The following is a 16,369-nucleotide window of genomic DNA, read 5'->3' on the forward strand; positions in this document are numbered from 1 at the left end:
GGGCTGTTTTACTGAGGAGGGAATTGGAATTTCTGGCTAGTTTGTGGAAAGGAAGCTCAATTCTCCTAAACCACACATGAAAAGAAGAAACTTTTTGAAATCCGGCATAACCGCTGCCGCATTACTCCACATTGGAACATCTGGGGAGGTTCTGGCTGCTCCGATAAATTCGTCAGCTAAGATTAATCATGATTTAGGTACAACTGAAAGTCAAGCTAATAAAGCCATTAACGAGGTTAAAATGATTGGCTTTCCAACAGTGATGTCGCCTTATGAGGATACCATTGCCATTGTTTGGCAAACAGATCAGCCTTCAGTAGCTTGGGTAGAGTATGGTACTGATGAAAAATGTAGTCAGAAGGGAGAAAGCCAGCAGAATGGCCTGGCGGAGTTTTTCCAGGTGCATAAAGTGATTTTGACAGCGCTTAAACCAGGAACCCGCTATTTTTATAGGGTTTGTGTAGAGACACCATTGGCAGAAGAGGTTAGGCCGGTATTGAAAACCGAAGTTCAGCAATTTAATACACTAAATGCCAAGGCCGAAAAGATCAGTTTTGGAATTATCAATGATACCCATGAAAACCAGCTAGTACTAGATAAAATTCAGCAAATCAATCAGGATTTTAAGCCTGATTTCTTATGTTGGAATGGGGATCAGATCAATGATCCTTCTTCAGAAAAACAGATTACGACTGCGCTTTTGAACCCTACAAAAGCGGCATTTACGAGTGGTACTCCTTTGGTGTATGTTCGTGGAAACCACGATACGAGAGGGAACTGGGCCTCACAGCTCAGCAGGTACCTTTCTGTTCCAAACGGATCTTATTATTATCATTTTGTTCATGGACCGGTGGCCTTTACCGTTTTAGACACGGGGGAGGATAAGCCAGATCAGCACAAATATTGTAAAGGGAGAACACGTTTTGAACCTTATCGCGATGCGCAAGCAATTTGGTTGGATCAGGTATTGAGTAAAAAGGAAATGAAAAATTCGCCTTTTAATGTGGTGTTGCTGCACATTCCTTTGTTTACTAAAAGTGGTTGGGATTCACCAGATTCCAGGAACAAATGGTTGGAAATTCTTAAAAAGCATAAGGTAGATCTATTGATATCAGGACATACTCATACCTATGAATTTGTGAAACCAGGAGAAATCACTGATTCCTCGGAATGGCTGGATTGGAACAAGAAAACGAAAGTTAAAGCTGTTATTCCACAATTGGTTGGTGGTGGTCCGAAATTGGAAGGAGCCGAGTTTGCTACTTATATCAAAGGAGAGGCTACTGCTAAGGAGTTGGAAATTTCTGTAGTAGATATGAAAGGTGTATTGTTGGATACCCATATCTTTCCAAAGACCAAAAAAGCTTAGCGCTAATCAATCAACTTTCAAGGTATTTATCATTCGGGTTGGGTTCGGGCAGCATTGCTTTAGGACACAGCCCGAATCAATGAGTATTCATTCTGAGGGAAGGATTTTCATAGTAAATTTACTTTATTTTAACATAGAATTTACGTATATTTAATAGGAAGCAATCCTTAGATCATGGGCCATCTCTTAAAAATATTCGGAACTTTATCATTGGCCCTGGCATTAAGTACCAGTTATGGCCAGCGTAAACAAGATATTTCTTTTGATTTTTACGGAGGGCAATTCCATACAACGCTGGATACTTCCCTTATCGTTGCTGCTCCTGAGCTTTCTGCTGCTTCCATCAAAAGGGCTTATGAGCAATTAAACTCCGGCGATTACCAGCCAATCATAGATTCATTACAGGCTTATAAAAATAAGCTGGAACTGAACGATTGGTTATATTATCAATTGATTCGAAAAACTGCGGAGCAATTGAGTCCGAAATCAGTGAATTATAGTCGCTATACCTTATATAAATGGTTTTTACTGGCAAAATCAGGTTATGATGCCCGTTTGGCTTTAAGTCGGGACAAGATCATTTTCTATGTTTTCAATGATGAAGATATCTCGGATATTCCCTTTTTTATGGTCGATAACAAGAAATACATGTGTTTAAATTACCATGATTATCCTAAAGCGGACCTTAACATTGATCCTCCCGTTCCTGTACAGTTATTAGTGCCGGAAGCAACGAAATCGTTCTCTTATAAAGTTACGAAGTTACCTGATTTTAAACCAGAGAATTACTCAGAGAAAAAACTGGAATTTGTTTATAAACATAAAGCATATCACTTCAATGTGAAGCTGAGTAAAGATGTGGAAGCCATATTTGCCAATTATCCAGGAGTAGATTTTGAAACCTATTTTAATATCCCTTTGAGTAAAGAAACCTATGGTTCATTGATTCCTTTGCTGAAAAAAAACACCCAGGGAATGAGTCAGAAAAAAGGGGTGGATTATTTAATGCGCTTCACCCGTTATGCTTTTCTTTATGAAGATGATGAGCAGAACTTTGGTAATGAAAAGCGCCTTTCCCCTGAAGAAACCTTGTTTGCCAGTCATAGTGATTGTGATGACCGCGTTGCTTTGTTTTTCTATCTGGTAAAGGAAATCTATAATTTGCCTATGATTGCAATGTTGTATCCTACACACATTACGATGGCGGTTCAGTTTGATCAGCCCATTGGTGATGCGATTGTGTATAAGGGGAAACTATATTCGGTTTGTGAACCTACACCTCAGAAGGAAGACCTTCCGATTGGAACCATTTCTGCGAAACTAAAAAACATTCCTTATCAGATTGTTTACCAGTATGATCCAAATCATTAAATCCCTATCTTAATAGCTGAATAATTCCTTAAGATATATGAGCAAAGTACTTTTGTGTTTTTGCAGCAGTTTGCTGTGTAGTATAATGATGGTTTATGGTCAGCTGAAACCATTGGATGATGGTGATTATATCCAACAAAGAGCGGGTTTGAACCAGGCAATTAAAACTTTTCAAGAGCGGAAAAAAGCAACTGTAGCCTTTCTAGGCGGCTCGATCACTTACAATCCGGGTTGGAGAGATCAGGTATCGAAAGAATTGCAAAGTCGTTTTCCAGAGACTAAGTTCCATTTTATTGCTGCAGGAATCCCTTCATTAGGAAGTCTGCCGCATTCTTTTCGATTTAAACAGGATGTATTAGATTCTGGAAAAGTAGATCTATTGTTCCTGGAGGCAGCGGTAAATGATGAAGCGAATGGCACAGATAGCCTGACTCAGATCCGTGCCTTAGAAGGAATCATCAGGCATGCGAAATTACAGCAACCAAAAATGGACATCATTCTGATGTCTTTTGCAGATCCCGATAAAACGAAAACCTATAATGAAGGTAAAATACCGGTATCGGTAAAGAATCATGAATTGGTGGCGGCACATTACGGATTGCCATCGATCAACCTGGCGAAAGCGGTAAGGGACAGACTGGCCAATCAGGAGTTCAGCTGGGAAAAGGATTTCAAAGATTTACATCCTTCTCCATTCGGACAAGAGCTTTATTTCAAAGCGATTCAGCGATTATTGAATGATGCTGTTGCCTTAAATATTCAGTCTATTAAAGAGAATAAGCCTCTCCCTAAAAAGATGGAGCTACCAGGCGCAATGATCAGCGGTAGTTTTTCAAAGGGACATTATATGGGCATTGAAAAGGCAAAGCTACTAAATGGCTGGTCTGTAACACAAGATTGGAAACCGGAGGATGGAAAGAGTACCCGCAAAGGTTTTGTACACATTCCGATGTTATGCAGCACAGCAGCGGGTTCAGAATTGAGTCTGGATTTTGTAGGTAATGCCTTTGGGATTTCGATTGTTTCGGGACCTGATGCAGGGATTCTGAATTATTCAATTGATGGCGGTCCGGAGCAGCAAATTGATTTGTATACCCAATGGAGTAAATCATTGCATTTACCTTGGTATTTGGTGCTGGCCAGTAACTTAAAAGAAGGTACACATCAGGTCAGCATGAAAATCAGCGCTGCTAAAAATATAAACAGTAAAGGGAATGCTTGCCGTATTGCTTATTTCCTGGTGAATTAAGGTTATTTAAAGCTTAATCACCCGATTTTAATAATTAACCCGCTAATAAATAGGCTTAGGAGAGTTCCAGATTTTGGATTATTTTAGCGCCAGAAAATGAATCATGAATAGACGATTAGCCATAAAACAGGTGTTGATATTTGCAGGAGGAATGGCATTATTGCCTTCTTGTTTGAGGGAGGAAGGAAAAGTCTCCATTCAGCTCAAAAATCTTGACATTACTGCAGCACAGGAAAATCTATTGGCAGAGATTGCCGAGCTGATTATTCCTAAAACAGACACTTCCGGTGCAAAAGACCTGAAGCTCCATCTTTTTGTATTGAAGATGCTGGACGATTGTTATGAGCCAGCAGATCAACAGCAATTTCTAGCCGGACTGAAGGCATTTGAAGGCCTTGAGGGGAACGAAGTTGCGCAATTGGTAACAGGTGCCAACAGCAGTAAAACCGGAACTCCTGAAGAGGTTTTGAAGTTTTATAAAATCATGAAATCCAGGACAATTGGCGGATACCTGAATTCTAAGTATGTGATGAGTAACCTGTTAATCTGGGAGCTTGTTCCGGGTAGATACAATGGGTATTTAAGGGTTAAATCAGCTTAACTAACAGCAAAAATGTCGAATCTAAATATAGATAGTATAAAGGAACGTACCTATGATGCCATTGTAATTGGCTCGGGGATTAGTGGTGGCTGGGCAGCCAAAGAATTTACAGAAAAGGGTTTGAAAACCCTGGTACTGGAAAGGGGAAAAGACGTCAAACACATTGTTGATTATCCGACTACCAATAAGTATCCTTACGAATTTGAACATCGTGGAGAACTGACTTTAGCGATAAAGAAAGAAAACCCGGTAGTCAGTAAATGTTATGCCTTCAGAGAAGATGCCATGCATTTTTTTGTGAAGGATCAGGAGCATCCTTATGTGCAGGAAAAACCATTTGATTGGATTCGTGGTTATCAGGTGGGTGGAAAATCGCTATTGTGGGCCAGACAAACCCAGCGTTGGAGCGACCTTGATTTTGAAGGACCTAAACGAGATGATTTTGCGGTGGACTGGCCGATTAGATATAAGGATCTGGATTCCTGGTATACCTATGCGGAGAAATTTGCTGGGATTTCTGGTAATAAAGATGGTCTGGCTTCTTTGCCTGACGGTGATTTCTTACCTGCTTTTCCACTCAATGCGGTGGAGGACTACTTCAAGAATACCATGCGTGAAAAGTATGAGGGCCGTCATGTGATCAGTGCCAGGTGTGCGCATTTATCTCAACCTAAACAAGTGCATTTTGATCAGGGCAGAGGGAAGTGCCAGAACCGTAATTTATGTCAGCGTGGTTGTCCCTTTGGTGGTTATTTCAGTAGTAACTCTTCTACTTTACCATGGGCAGAAAAAACAGGGAATTTGACTTTAAAACCATTTTCAGTTGTGGAATCGGTCATCTATGATGAGAAATTGGGTAAAGCTTCCGGTGTTCGCGTGGTGGATACCAATACCAAAGAAGTTCGCGAGTATTATGCAAAAGTGATTTTTGTAAATGCAGCAGCGATCAATACCAATCTGATTTTATTGAATTCTACCTCTTCGCGTTTCCCTAATGGTCTGGGAAATGACAGTGGGACGCTAGGTAAGTATGTGGCTTTCCACAATTACAGCGCTAGAATTGGAGCAGAATATGATGGATTAAAAGAATTTAGTACCGATGGCAGAAATCCTGCCGGAGGTGGATACATCCCTAGATTTAGAAATTTACTAAAACAGGAAACCAATTTTAAACGCGGTTATGCGGCTGGTTTCTCTGCTTACAGAAGTCCGGAGCGTGATACTTCTGGTATGGGTTCAGCTTTGAAAGCGCAGTTGCTCAATAAGAATCTGGGACCATGGCAGGTAGGGTCGCACATGATGGGCGAAACGATCCCTAAGGAAAGCAACTTTGTGAAGTTAGATACAGATCAAAAAGACGCATGGGGCATCCCATTGTTAAGGATTTCCGTTGATTATGACGACAATGATGTGAAGATGAAAAAGGATTACCTGGAACAGATGACTGAAATGTTTACCGAAGCAGGGTTTAAAAACATCAAAGCAGATAATAGTTCACAATCCCCGGGATTAGATATTCATGAGATGGGTGGTGCCAGAATGGGACATGATCCTAAAACTTCTGTACTCAACAAATGGAATCAGTTACATGATTGCAAGAATGTATTCGTTACTGATGGGGCTTGCATGACCTCTACGTCAACACAAAACCCATCATTAACTTATATGGCACTTACAGCGCGTGCGGTTGATTACGCGGTTCTTTCGATGAAGAAAGGGGAGTTGTAAACTCTTCTTCCATTTTTAAATATTCTTTTAACAGGGCGATTTGATTGATTGCTCTGTTAAAATTATGGCCTTCATATTTAGCACCATAATAGATGTCATTCTGTAGGTAATCTGCAAGGAAACGAATGGCTTGCATATAGATGATGAACTTACCGGCATAGCTGAAATACTGTTTTTCAGTTTCACTCAATACCTCAGCCATTTCTTCCATATATCCTTCATAAATGGCTTTAAAGAAATCTTTTCTAATGCTGATTTTCGTCAAATCAGTTTCTTCTTCACTTGCAGCACATAAATATGTTCTCATCATATCACCTACATCACTGATGAAATAACCAGGCATAACGGTATCCAGATCGATGACACAGATGCCTTTATTATTGGCGTCAAACAATACATTGTTGATTTTGGTATCGTGATGAATCACTCTTAAAGGAACTTCTTCATTGGCTACAATATCCAGGTAGGTATTGACAAGACTTTTGTGTTCATTGATGAAATCAACATATTCCTTTGCTTGCTCCAGTCTTTCCGGATTGGCATTGGCACAGGCAGTTTTAAACTGCTCATACCTCAAACTCAGGTTGTGGAAGTCAGGGATAGTAATGTTTAATGATGAAGCGTCAAAATCTGCCAGTAAACCAGAGAATTTTCCAAACTGTTTGGCAGCTTCATAAGCTTCTTCTCTTTTTGTCAGGGCATTTAAAGAAAGAGATCCTTCTACAAATGGGGTCATACGGAAGTACCCATCAGGGGTATTCAGTAGTGTTTCGCCAGACAATGCGGCTACCGGTGATACAAATAGATATTCCGGATCTTTCTTATTTAAAAAGTCTTTTAACAGACAAAGGTTTTTATCAATATTTGATGGCTCTTTAAATACATCAGTATTTACCTTTTGCAGGATATAGCTTTGCTCAGCGGCAGTTACTTTCCATGTATGGTTTATCAGGCCATCGCCAAATAGGTTAACAGTCGTGTCATCAGAATTCAGGCCATACAATGGTAAGATATTTTCGAACATGCGTCTTTTCAAGATTGGTTACAGATTCAAACGTAATTATTTATGTGATTAAACCATTGAGCAAACGTTTGCGCAAAATTACTTAATATTAGAAATAATCAACTCTGATTCTACAACTACGTTAAAATAAGCCTGTTCTGTTCCGGTTTCATTTTTAGGTCTGTTGATCAGGTCTATTAGAATGTCGGCTGCTTTCTTTCCTTGCTTGTATGGGAACTGTTCCACAGAAGCAATTGGGGTGTAATCCATGTAATTAATGATGGGTAGATTGGCATAGCTGACAAAGTCAATTCCTTCCAGTTCCAGGGAACGGGTATGTCTCATGGCAAATAGGGCCACATAATCATTAAAGGTAACGATGGCTGTTGGTTTACGTCTGTGGTTGAGCATGGTATTCATCACCTCAATGGTGCCACTTTCAGAAAGGTCGCAGCTTACAATTAAAGAGGGGTCGAATTTCAGGCGGTTAGAGATCATTGCTTTAATGTATCCTTCTTTTCGCTCATGACTGGCTACCAGTGTGGTAGGGCCGTTGATCATCCCAATGGTGCGGTGTCCTTTCTTTAGCAAAAAGTTAACGGCTTCATAAGTTCCATTTTCCAGATTAGAGGCCACATAGTGGATGTCTTTAATAGGAGGGATGCGGTCGAAGAATACCACCGGGATATTCAGTTTCTTGAAGATCTCAAAATGTTCGTAGGTGCTGGTTGTTTTGGAAACAGATACCAGTAAGCCATCGACACGTTGGGTTTTCATTTTTTCTACCAATAGTTTCTCGCGATCCGCATCATCGTGTGATTGCGCAAGTAATACGGTATAGTTTCTTTTGTAGGCAACATCTTCAATGCCACTAATGGCAGTAGAAAAGAAAGATTCAGATAATTCAGGTAAAATCACACCTATAATATGCGACTTCCCCTGCAAAAATTGAATTGCTTTCTGATTTGGTTCATAGTTTAGCTCTGTAGCTAGCTTCTTGACCCTCATCTTTGTTGTTAAACCGATACTGGAATGGTCATTTAAAGCCCTTGAAACGGTAGAAACCGAAATCTTAAGTATTTTGGCTATTTCTTTTATCGTGGTTGGTTTATCAGACATGATGTTCAAATATTGGCATAAAGTTTCAATAACCTTCAATTATTTTGAAAAAACAATTCGTATAAAACCCAATTGTTTGATGCTTAGGTCTAAAATGTGCGCAAACGTTTGTTTGAAAATATAAGCCTGAATTTGTATTTCAAGGGGTGTTTTTTTTGGAATAATCCTATTTTATTGAGGTTGTCGGCGGTGTTTTGTTAAATTATGCTAGAATTGTCCAGTTAAACGATCATGAAATTGTTACAAATACAGGAAAGTCATTTTATTTCCGCGAATTCTCAATTTTAAATTATAGAAAATTTAAATATCAAACGTTTGCGTGTATTTTTTGGAGGGTAATCTGCATGGCTTTTGGATTTAGTCTATACCTTGTATTCGGATAATCGTGTGTGGTATGCCATAAAAGCGATACTTTTGAACCAAACATATATAATGAACGGAATATTATGAATAGAAGACAATTTGTTAGAAATAGCGGCATCACTGCCGCAGCTATAACTGTTTTACCTGAGCAATCGATTTTTGCGAGTACCAAAGGTGAAAAGATTAAGGTAGCAATGATTGGAGTGGGAATGAGAGGCCAAAATCATCTTGATCTTTTATTAAAGAGAAGTGATGTGGATTTGGTTGCGATTTGTGATGTAGATGACGTTATGTTAAATTCTGCAAAAGCAATGATTGCAAAATCAGGTAAAGCAATGCCTAAGATTTATACTGGTGATGAAAATGCCTGGAAGAAACTTTTGGAGACAAAAGGATTAAAAGCGGTTGTTATTTCTACACCATGGGAATTACATAAGCCAATGATCATTAAATCTATGGAAGCTGGTATTAAATATGTAGCTACCGAGGTAATGTTAGGTGTTACACTTCAGGATCACTGGGATGTAGTACAGGCGGCAGAAAAGCATGAAGCGCATGTGATGATGTTAGAAAACGTTTGTTACAGAAGAGATGTTTTAGCAGCATTGAATATGGTACGTCAAGGGGTGTTTGGTGAAATTATGCACTTACAGGGTGGATACCAACATGACCTAAGAGAGGTTAAATTTAACGATGGTAAGAAGCCTTATGGCGGTGGTGTAGAGTTTAATGAGAAAGGTTTCTCTGAAGCAAAATGGAGAACCAATCACTCGGTACACCGTAATGGTGATTTATACCCAACTCATGGTATCGGTCCGGTAGCACATTGTATCAATATTAATAGAGGTAATAAATTCTTAAAATTGAACTCTTTTGCAACTAAAGCAAGAGGTCTACATAACTATATCGTAGAAAAAGGTGGTGAGAACCATCCAAATGCGAAAGTAAACTTCCGTTTGGGAGATATCGTGACGACTACTATTGACTGTGCAAATGGAGAAACTATCATTTTACAACATGATACCAATCTTCCAAGACCATATTCTATTGGTTTCAGAGTTCAGGGAACTAAAGGTCTTTGGATGGACATCAATAAGAGTGTATATGTAGAAGGTGTAAGCAAGTCTCACCAATGGGATCCAGCTAAGGAATGGTTAGAAAAATATGATCACCCACTTTGGAAAAAATACGGTAACGATGCTGAAGGTGCAGGACATGGTGGTATGGACTTCTTTGTTATTCATGCTTTCATTGAAGCAGCGAAAAGAAATGAGCCTACGCCAATGGATGTTTATGATGCAGCAGCATGGAGTGCAATTACGCCATTAAGTGAGCAATCTATAGAATTAGGAAATGAAACTGTAGATTTCCCTGATTTCACCAGTGGTAACTGGATGACCAGAAAACCAATTTTCGCATTAAATGACGATTATTAATCTTTTTGAATTTTAGCCTTCCTTTTGGGGGATTTTGAAGCTGAATTAATTTAGTCTCAAAATTCACCGGGATTGCTATAGCTTCAAAAACCATATTTTCATAAAAGGAGCAATGTGATTTTTCACAATTGCTCCTTTTTTTTGACAAAAAAAAGGGAAGAAAACGATTTTCTTAACGTTAACTTAACATTGGAAACGCATCTTTGTATATGTTTTTAACCATTCTTGCTTTAACGTTTTTGTTGTTCGCTTTGATCGCAGCTTTTAAAATGGAGTCCTTTTTACAGGGATTTCTATTCATTGTGGCTTTAGCTGTCGTTGCTGGGGTATTTTATTTATTTATTCTTTTTCCGGGCCTTTCAGGCTTGGCAGTGGCTTTAATGTTAGGTGCTTTTATCTTTAGACAGACTAAAAAGTAAAGTGCCCTATCTGGCTACTGTGCAGCGATTTACCCGGTTAATTCCGGGTGTTTTTCCGATGTTTTTTTACCCTTTACAGCGTGAAAAAACACCGGAAAATGAACGGCTTATAGGCCGTTTTTTTTGCTAAAAACTTTAGTCTCAAAACCTCTTTCGATTATTTATTTCAAAATTTTGTAATAATATGATAATATTATATTTAATATTTCTTAAATTTATTTCAATTAGGGGTTATTAAAAAATAATAATATTCATTATGAAAACATTAGGGGAGAAATTTAGAATTTTACGTCAAAAAAAAGGGGTCAACCAAAAAGCGATGGCCGATCTGTTGGATATCTCAATTCCAGCATACTCAAAATTGGAAACCAGTATTACTGATCCTAACTTTAGCCGCATCAATCAGATCGCTGAAGTACACGGATTGAGCTTAAGAGAGTTTCTTGATGTTGGGGAAGAAGGCGTAAGCGAACACATCCAGATCATCGAACAATTGAAAGAGAAAATCAGTCAATTGGAGAGTTCTGTGATTCGTTTGCAAAGTAAACTGATTGATTTATATGATAAAGAGGATCAGCGTAATAAAAACGCTTAATCTTTAGCAAATCCTTAAGTATCAGTGTTTTAATTAACTTTATTTTGTTGATTCTTTCGGTGTATTTCCGGAAGATCTTGATGATCTTGAAGGTTTTTTAAACGCTGATACTTTCTGCTTTATCTTCAGTTTTCCTACAGAATAGCAGGCTACATTTGACTATATTTTTATAGCGATATGGCTTTTTCTTTTCTGTTCAAATCAAGGTACAGTGTGCTTTTTTCTTATGTAGCAACCTTTATTGCCGGGTCGTTCCTGATTCGTCTTGGATTAATGGTTACTACATTGGAAAAAACTGATTTTTCCTTCTTTTCTATCCTTCATATTTTTCTGGAAGGGTTTGTCTACGACTTCGGTGTAGCCATGTTTCTGGTGTTATTTTACGCCCTATATTTATGTTTCCTTCCCCAGCGATTGATCAAATCCTGGTTCAATATTACTTTCAGCTATTCGGTTTTATTTTTAATGACATTGATTGCCATGTTCTCATTTTTTGCAGAACTTACTTTTTGGCAGGAATTTGAAAGTCGCTTTAACTTTATCGCCGTTGATTATCTGGTTTATACCTATGAGGTAATCCATAATATTAATGAATCTTATCCATTGCCTTTATTGATTGGAGGGGTGATGCTGATCAGTCTGCTGATCTTGCTTGCTTTTGCCAAAACCGGTGCGTTTTCCCGTCATTTTCAGTCAAATACCCCAATTAAGCAAAGGGGAGTGATTTCGGGAATGATCCTGACGATTTGCCTTTTGTACGGTTTCTTTGTTCCTAATTCCTGGGCGGAAACAGGTTCCAATCGCTACCACAATGAGCTGGCTAAAGCCGGGATATATTCCATCTTTTCCGCGTTCAAAAATAATGAACTCAATTACAATCATTTCTATAAAATGCTGGATAAACGGGAAGCCTATCGTGTGATCCGGGCTAGTCTACAAGAAGACAATAGCAGGTATTTATCAGCGGATAGGGGGATAAAAAGAGCCATTACAGGAACCGGAACCGCCTATAAACCTAATGTTATTATGATTACTGTGGAAAGCTTAAGTGCCGATTTTATGGCGCATTTTGGAAATAAAGAAGGTTTAACACCGGTTCTGGATTCTTTAGCTAGTACAAATTTGTTGTTTACCAATATGTATTCCACCGGAACCAGAACAGTAAGAGGGATGGAGGCATTGTCTCTGGCAATTCCACCAACACCGGGAAGCAGTATCGTTAGACGTCCTGGAAACGACAGCCTGACTACTATCGGAAATATATTTGAAAAAGCAGGCTACCACCGGAGCTTTTATTATGGTGGGGATGGGTATTTCGACAATATGAATCAGTATTTCGGAAGCAATGGTTATGACATTATCGACCGGGGTAGGAAGGTGATGGCTGGAGATGATTATTTGACTAAGCGTACCATTATTGCGGATGATCAGGTTCATTTTGAAAATGCCTGGGGAATTAGCGATGAAGACCTTTACGCTGCCCTGATCAAAGGCTCGGACAAGCAGTTTCAGGAAGGTAAGCCATTTTACAGCTTTGTGATGACTACTTCAAACCACCGTCCTTTCACCTATCCGACTGGAGAGATTGACATTCCTTCGGGAACCGGCAGAAATGGGGCCTTGAGGTATACCGATTATGCGATTGGTAAATTTTTACGTGAAGCGGCTAAAAAGCCATGGTTCAAGAACACCGTAGTGATTATTGTGGCCGACCATTGTGCCAGTAGCGCTGGAAAGAATGAAATCGACATCAGTAAATACCATATTCCTTGTATAGTGCTGAATCTAACTGGAGGAGCAACGAATTCAACAGGTAAGCAGCAGGAAATTACCCCCTTGTGTTCCCAAATAGACCTTTATCCCACATTGTTTAACTTAATGGGATGGAGTTATGAAAGTAACTTATTTGGTAAAGATGTATTGGCTAAAACCTATGTGCCAAGAACATTTCTGGGTACTTATCAGAAGCTGGCTTACCTGAAAAATGATAGCCTTGTGGTATTGAGTCCACAGCAAAAAGTGGAAACCTATATATATCATCAGGCTAAAAACGAACAAGTTCCCGGAAAATTTAGCGGTATGGTGCTAAAGGAAGCGATCGCGAATTACCAGACTGCTTATGATCTTTTTAAGAATGGTGGCCTGCATCAATAAATAATTATTAACTTAAAGGCCGTCTAGCCTAGCTTATTTCATGAAATTACTATTAATTGAAGATGAACAGTCGCTCCGCGAAAGTATCCTTGCTTATTTTAGCGCGGAAGGAAATATCTGTGAACAGGCTGCCGATTTTCAATCTGCAATGGAGAAAATCAGTCTTTATCAATATGATTGTATTCTACTGGACCTTACTTTACCTGGTGGAGAGGGGATGGAGATCCTGAGGGAGTTGAAAAAAATGAATAAGAAAGATGGGGTATTGATCATTTCTGCAAGACATTCTCTGGATGATAAAGTCGATGGATTGAACCTCGGTGCTGATGATTATCTGGTGAAGCCTTTCCATCTTTCTGAATTACAGGCCAGAGTAACTGCCATTGTTCGAAGGAAAAGTTTTGATGGCAATAGCGCGATCATATTTAATGAAATTAGTATCGATACCCTTGCGATGAAGGTAATGGTGAATGACCGGGTATTGAATCTGACAAAAAAGGAGTTTGATTTACTTGTGTATTTTATTGCCAATCAAAGGAAGGTGGTAACTAAGAGTGCAATTGCTGAACATTTATGGGGAGACGAGATTGATTTGTCGGATGATTTCGATTTTATCTATACGCATATCAAAAATCTGCGTAAAAAGCTGATTGAAGCTGGGAGCAAGGATTACATCAAATCCATGTATGGTGTAGGCTATAAGTTTGAGAACATATAAAAATGATTGAAAATAGATGAAACTTTCCAGTCGGTATAATCGGGTAAATATATTGGTGTCTCTCCTGGTCTTGTTATCGACGGGGGTAATCTATTATGTGGTCATCCATTTTATATTGACGGAGAAGCTGGATCGTGACCTTCGAATTGAAGAAGAGGAAATCCTTGCCTATGTAGAAAAGTACCATAGACTTCCTTTACCGGGTGATTTTCATGATCAAAAGGTAAGCTATCGGAAGGTAAAGCCATCGGATACTGTGGGTAGGACTTATAATAATAGTATCTACCTGAATGAAAAGGAACACGAAAAGGAACCTGGAAGAAGTCTGACGACTTTTATGAAGGTGAACGATGAGCTTTTCGAGGTTACCGTTGCAAAGTCCAGACTGGAAGCTGAAGACCTGGTTCGCATTATTTTTCTAATCAGTTTGTTGATTATCATCGTGTTACTACTGACTCTTTTTATTGTGAATAGATTTTTATTGAACAGTTTATGGCAGCCATTTTATCATATTCTTGATCAAATGAAAGCATTTAACCTCACCGGAAAAAACGAGGTTAAAGTAGAGCAAAGCAATATTGACGAATTTGCGGAGTTAAATCAGGCGGTTTTATTAATGTCTCAGCGTGTAAAAGAGGACTATAAGGAGTTGAAATCTTTTACTGATAATGCGGCGCATGAGATGATGACCCCATTGGCTGTTATCAATTCAAAGTTGGATACCTTGCTGCAAACGGAAGGATTCAGCGATAAACAGGGGGAATTGATGGAAGACATTTACCTGGCTGTAGGCCGACTCTCCCGCTTAAATCATTCATTGTTACTATTGGCTAAGATTGAGAACAATATGATCAAGGATGAGGAAGCTATTCAGCTTAAACCCTTGATCGAGCAGAAACTGAGACAGTTTCAGGAGCTTTTACAAGCTGCTGAAATTACGGTTTCGACGCAGCTTGAGGATAAGGAAGTCTCTATGAGTAAGTATCTTGCTGATATTTTACTCAACAACCTGATCAGTAATGCGATTCGCCACAATGTTAAGCCAGGAAGGATGGATGTTTTACTGAGCGATAATGAATTGGTGTTCCGAAATACGGGACTGGCAATGGCTTTGGATGGGGGCAGGGCTTTCGAGCGCTTCAATAAAACAGCCGCTTCCGAAGGGATGGGATTAGGCCTGGCCATCTCGCGTCAAATTTGTCAGCATTACGGCTTCATCATGACCTATGCTTATACTGCTGAGCAACATACTTTCTCAGTTCATTTTTAAATTCGGCCCAGGGTAGGCATTAGATTATCCCCTTCCCACAAGCTGCCACAAAAACGCAATCGTTATCGTAAATATTTAAAGATATTCGGCGGTAATCAATGTTTAATTTCCTTAACATTGATTCTAGTATTTAACCTATATAATCATAAAGTATGAAGGGCAAAGATCTGTTTTCATTAGAAAACAAGGTGATTGTAATTACCGGGGCAACTGGTGTTTTGGGCGAGTCGTTTGCAATGGCCGTGGCCGCTGCCGGAGCTAAAGTTGCCATTTTAGGCAGGAACGAAGACAAAGCAAACGAACGTGTTAAAGCAATCACGCTGAATGGTGGAGAAGCCATGGCGGTCATTACTGATGTGCTCGATGAAAAAGCATTGATCGCGGCAAGAACTCAAATTCTAAACGCATGGGGAACCATTGATGGTTTGGTAAATGCTGCCGGAGGTAACATTCCAGGTGCAACCATCGGTCCTGATCAGAATATATTTGATACCAATATTGCCGATACTCAGAAAGCGGTAGAACTCAACCTTTTCGGTACTGTATTGCCTACTCATGTATTTGGTAGGGTAATAGCAGAAAAGGGGAAAGGTTCTATTGTCAATATCTCTTCTTTGGCTGCGCAACGGCCTCTGACCAGGGTTTTAGGTTATACCTTGGGCAAAAATGCGATAGAAGGCTACACGAAATGGATGGCGGTGGAGCTGGCTCAACGTTATGGAGATCGGGTAAGGGTGAATGCATTGGCACCCGGGGTATTTTTGACGGAGCAAAACCGCTCTTTATTAACCAATCCTGATGGTTCTTATACAGATCGCGCACAACGTTTTGTAAATCATACCCCTTTTGGTAGATTAGGGAACCCGGAAGAATTGAACGGAACATTGATCTATTTATTGAGCGATGCTTCTGCTTTTGTAAATGGAGAAACAATATTAGTAGACGGTGGATTTAATGCCTATAGCGGCGTATAA

General features: G+C 39.4%; 13 protein-coding genes. 11 read left to right on the top strand and 2 right to left on the bottom strand.

Features of this window, described 5'->3' with window-relative positions; translation table 11 throughout:
* The first annotated feature begins 76 nt into the window (after window positions 1-76).
* From R2S10_RS02020 to R2S10_RS02040, 5 genes are all read left to right on the top strand, one after another.
* Window positions 77-1,369, top strand: coding sequence for an FN3 domain-containing metallophosphoesterase family protein (locus R2S10_RS02020; RefSeq protein WP_316838765.1), 1,293 nt, complete (start codon window positions 77-79; stop codon window positions 1,367-1,369).
* Between the two features lie 174 nt (window positions 1,370-1,543).
* Window positions 1,544-2,740: a hypothetical protein gene (locus R2S10_RS02025; protein WP_316838766.1), complete on the top strand. Its 1,197-nt coding sequence runs from the start codon at window positions 1,544-1,546 to the stop codon at window positions 2,738-2,740.
* 37 nt (window positions 2,741-2,777) lie between these two features.
* Complete coding sequence (locus R2S10_RS02030; RefSeq protein WP_316838767.1) at window positions 2,778-3,989, top strand: SGNH/GDSL hydrolase family protein; 1,212 nt, start codon at window positions 2,778-2,780, stop codon at window positions 3,987-3,989.
* Between the two features lie 103 nt (window positions 3,990-4,092).
* On the top strand, window positions 4,093-4,590 hold the full coding sequence (locus tag R2S10_RS02035; protein ID WP_316838768.1) for a gluconate 2-dehydrogenase subunit 3 family protein: 498 nt from the start codon (window positions 4,093-4,095) through the stop codon (window positions 4,588-4,590).
* A gap of 12 nt (window positions 4,591-4,602) precedes the next feature.
* On the top strand, window positions 4,603-6,318 hold the full coding sequence (locus R2S10_RS02040; RefSeq protein ID WP_316838769.1) for a GMC family oxidoreductase: 1,716 nt from the start codon (window positions 4,603-4,605) through the stop codon (window positions 6,316-6,318).
* Here R2S10_RS02040 and R2S10_RS02045 read toward each other — a convergent pair.
* Together R2S10_RS02045 and R2S10_RS02050 are read right to left on the bottom strand one after the other, a co-directional pair.
* Window positions 6,263-7,342: an aminoglycoside phosphotransferase family protein gene (locus R2S10_RS02045; RefSeq protein ID WP_316838770.1), complete on the bottom strand. Its 1,080-nt coding sequence runs from the start codon at window positions 7,340-7,342 to the stop codon at window positions 6,263-6,265. The two genes, R2S10_RS02040 and R2S10_RS02045, sit on opposite strands and share 56 nt — an antisense overlap.
* Window positions 7,343-7,420: 78 nt before the next feature.
* The gene (locus R2S10_RS02050) at window positions 7,421-8,440 is read right to left on the bottom strand and encodes a LacI family DNA-binding transcriptional regulator (RefSeq protein WP_062548873.1); all 1,020 of its coding nucleotides are present in this window, start codon (window positions 8,438-8,440) and stop codon (window positions 7,421-7,423) included.
* A gap of 446 nt (window positions 8,441-8,886) precedes the next feature.
* Here R2S10_RS02050 and R2S10_RS02055 point away from each other — a divergent pair, with 446 nt between their 5' ends.
* The 6 genes from R2S10_RS02055 (at window position 8,887) to R2S10_RS02080 (ending at window position 16,369) form a co-directional block, all read left to right on the top strand.
* The gene (locus R2S10_RS02055; protein ID WP_316838771.1) at window positions 8,887-10,239 is read left to right on the top strand and encodes a Gfo/Idh/MocA family protein; all 1,353 of its coding nucleotides are present in this window, start codon (window positions 8,887-8,889) and stop codon (window positions 10,237-10,239) included.
* A 675-nt stretch (window positions 10,240-10,914) separates the two neighbouring features.
* The gene (locus R2S10_RS02060) at window positions 10,915-11,253 is read left to right on the top strand and encodes a helix-turn-helix domain-containing protein (protein WP_062548871.1); all 339 of its coding nucleotides are present in this window, start codon (window positions 10,915-10,917) and stop codon (window positions 11,251-11,253) included.
* Between the two features lie 177 nt (window positions 11,254-11,430).
* Window positions 11,431-13,407, top strand: a complete 1,977-nt coding sequence (locus tag R2S10_RS02065; protein ID WP_316838772.1) for an LTA synthase family protein — start codon at window positions 11,431-11,433, stop codon at window positions 13,405-13,407.
* A gap of 40 nt (window positions 13,408-13,447) precedes the next feature.
* Window positions 13,448-14,125: a response regulator transcription factor gene (locus R2S10_RS02070; protein ID WP_316838773.1), complete on the top strand. Its 678-nt coding sequence runs from the start codon at window positions 13,448-13,450 to the stop codon at window positions 14,123-14,125.
* A 16-nt stretch (window positions 14,126-14,141) separates the two neighbouring features.
* Window positions 14,142-15,395, top strand: a complete 1,254-nt coding sequence (locus tag R2S10_RS02075) for a HAMP domain-containing sensor histidine kinase (protein WP_316838774.1) — start codon at window positions 14,142-14,144, stop codon at window positions 15,393-15,395.
* A gap of 152 nt (window positions 15,396-15,547) precedes the next feature.
* Window positions 15,548-16,369 (top strand): SDR family oxidoreductase, encoded by an 822-nt coding sequence (locus tag R2S10_RS02080; protein WP_316838775.1) that lies wholly within the window; start codon window positions 15,548-15,550, stop codon window positions 16,367-16,369.

The sequence above is a fragment of the Pedobacter gandavensis genome (assembly GCF_032678745.1).
Classification (GTDB): domain Bacteria; phylum Bacteroidota; class Bacteroidia; order Sphingobacteriales; family Sphingobacteriaceae; genus Pedobacter; species Pedobacter gandavensis_C.

Coding starts and splice junctions, on each gene's coding strand:
- R2S10_RS02020 (WP_316838765.1), top strand. CDS start 77: ATGAAAAGAAGAAACTTTTTGAAATCCGGCATAACCGCTGCCGCATTA.
- R2S10_RS02025 (WP_316838766.1), top strand. CDS start 1,544: ATGGGCCATCTCTTAAAAATATTCGGAACTTTATCATTGGCCCTGGCA.
- R2S10_RS02030 (WP_316838767.1), top strand. CDS start 2,778: ATGAGCAAAGTACTTTTGTGTTTTTGCAGCAGTTTGCTGTGTAGTATA.
- R2S10_RS02035 (WP_316838768.1), top strand. CDS start 4,093: ATGAATAGACGATTAGCCATAAAACAGGTGTTGATATTTGCAGGAGGA.
- R2S10_RS02040 (WP_316838769.1), top strand. CDS start 4,603: ATGTCGAATCTAAATATAGATAGTATAAAGGAACGTACCTATGATGCC.
- R2S10_RS02045 (WP_316838770.1), bottom strand. CDS start 7,342: ATGTTCGAAAATATCTTACCATTGTATGGCCTGAATTCTGATGACACG.
- R2S10_RS02050 (WP_062548873.1), bottom strand. CDS start 8,440: ATGTCTGATAAACCAACCACGATAAAAGAAATAGCCAAAATACTTAAG.
- R2S10_RS02055 (WP_316838771.1), top strand. CDS start 8,887: ATGAATAGAAGACAATTTGTTAGAAATAGCGGCATCACTGCCGCAGCT.
- R2S10_RS02060 (WP_062548871.1), top strand. CDS start 10,915: ATGAAAACATTAGGGGAGAAATTTAGAATTTTACGTCAAAAAAAAGGG.
- R2S10_RS02065 (WP_316838772.1), top strand. CDS start 11,431: ATGGCTTTTTCTTTTCTGTTCAAATCAAGGTACAGTGTGCTTTTTTCT.
- R2S10_RS02070 (WP_316838773.1), top strand. CDS start 13,448: ATGAAATTACTATTAATTGAAGATGAACAGTCGCTCCGCGAAAGTATC.
- R2S10_RS02075 (WP_316838774.1), top strand. CDS start 14,142: ATGAAACTTTCCAGTCGGTATAATCGGGTAAATATATTGGTGTCTCTC.
- R2S10_RS02080 (WP_316838775.1), top strand. CDS start 15,548: ATGAAGGGCAAAGATCTGTTTTCATTAGAAAACAAGGTGATTGTAATT.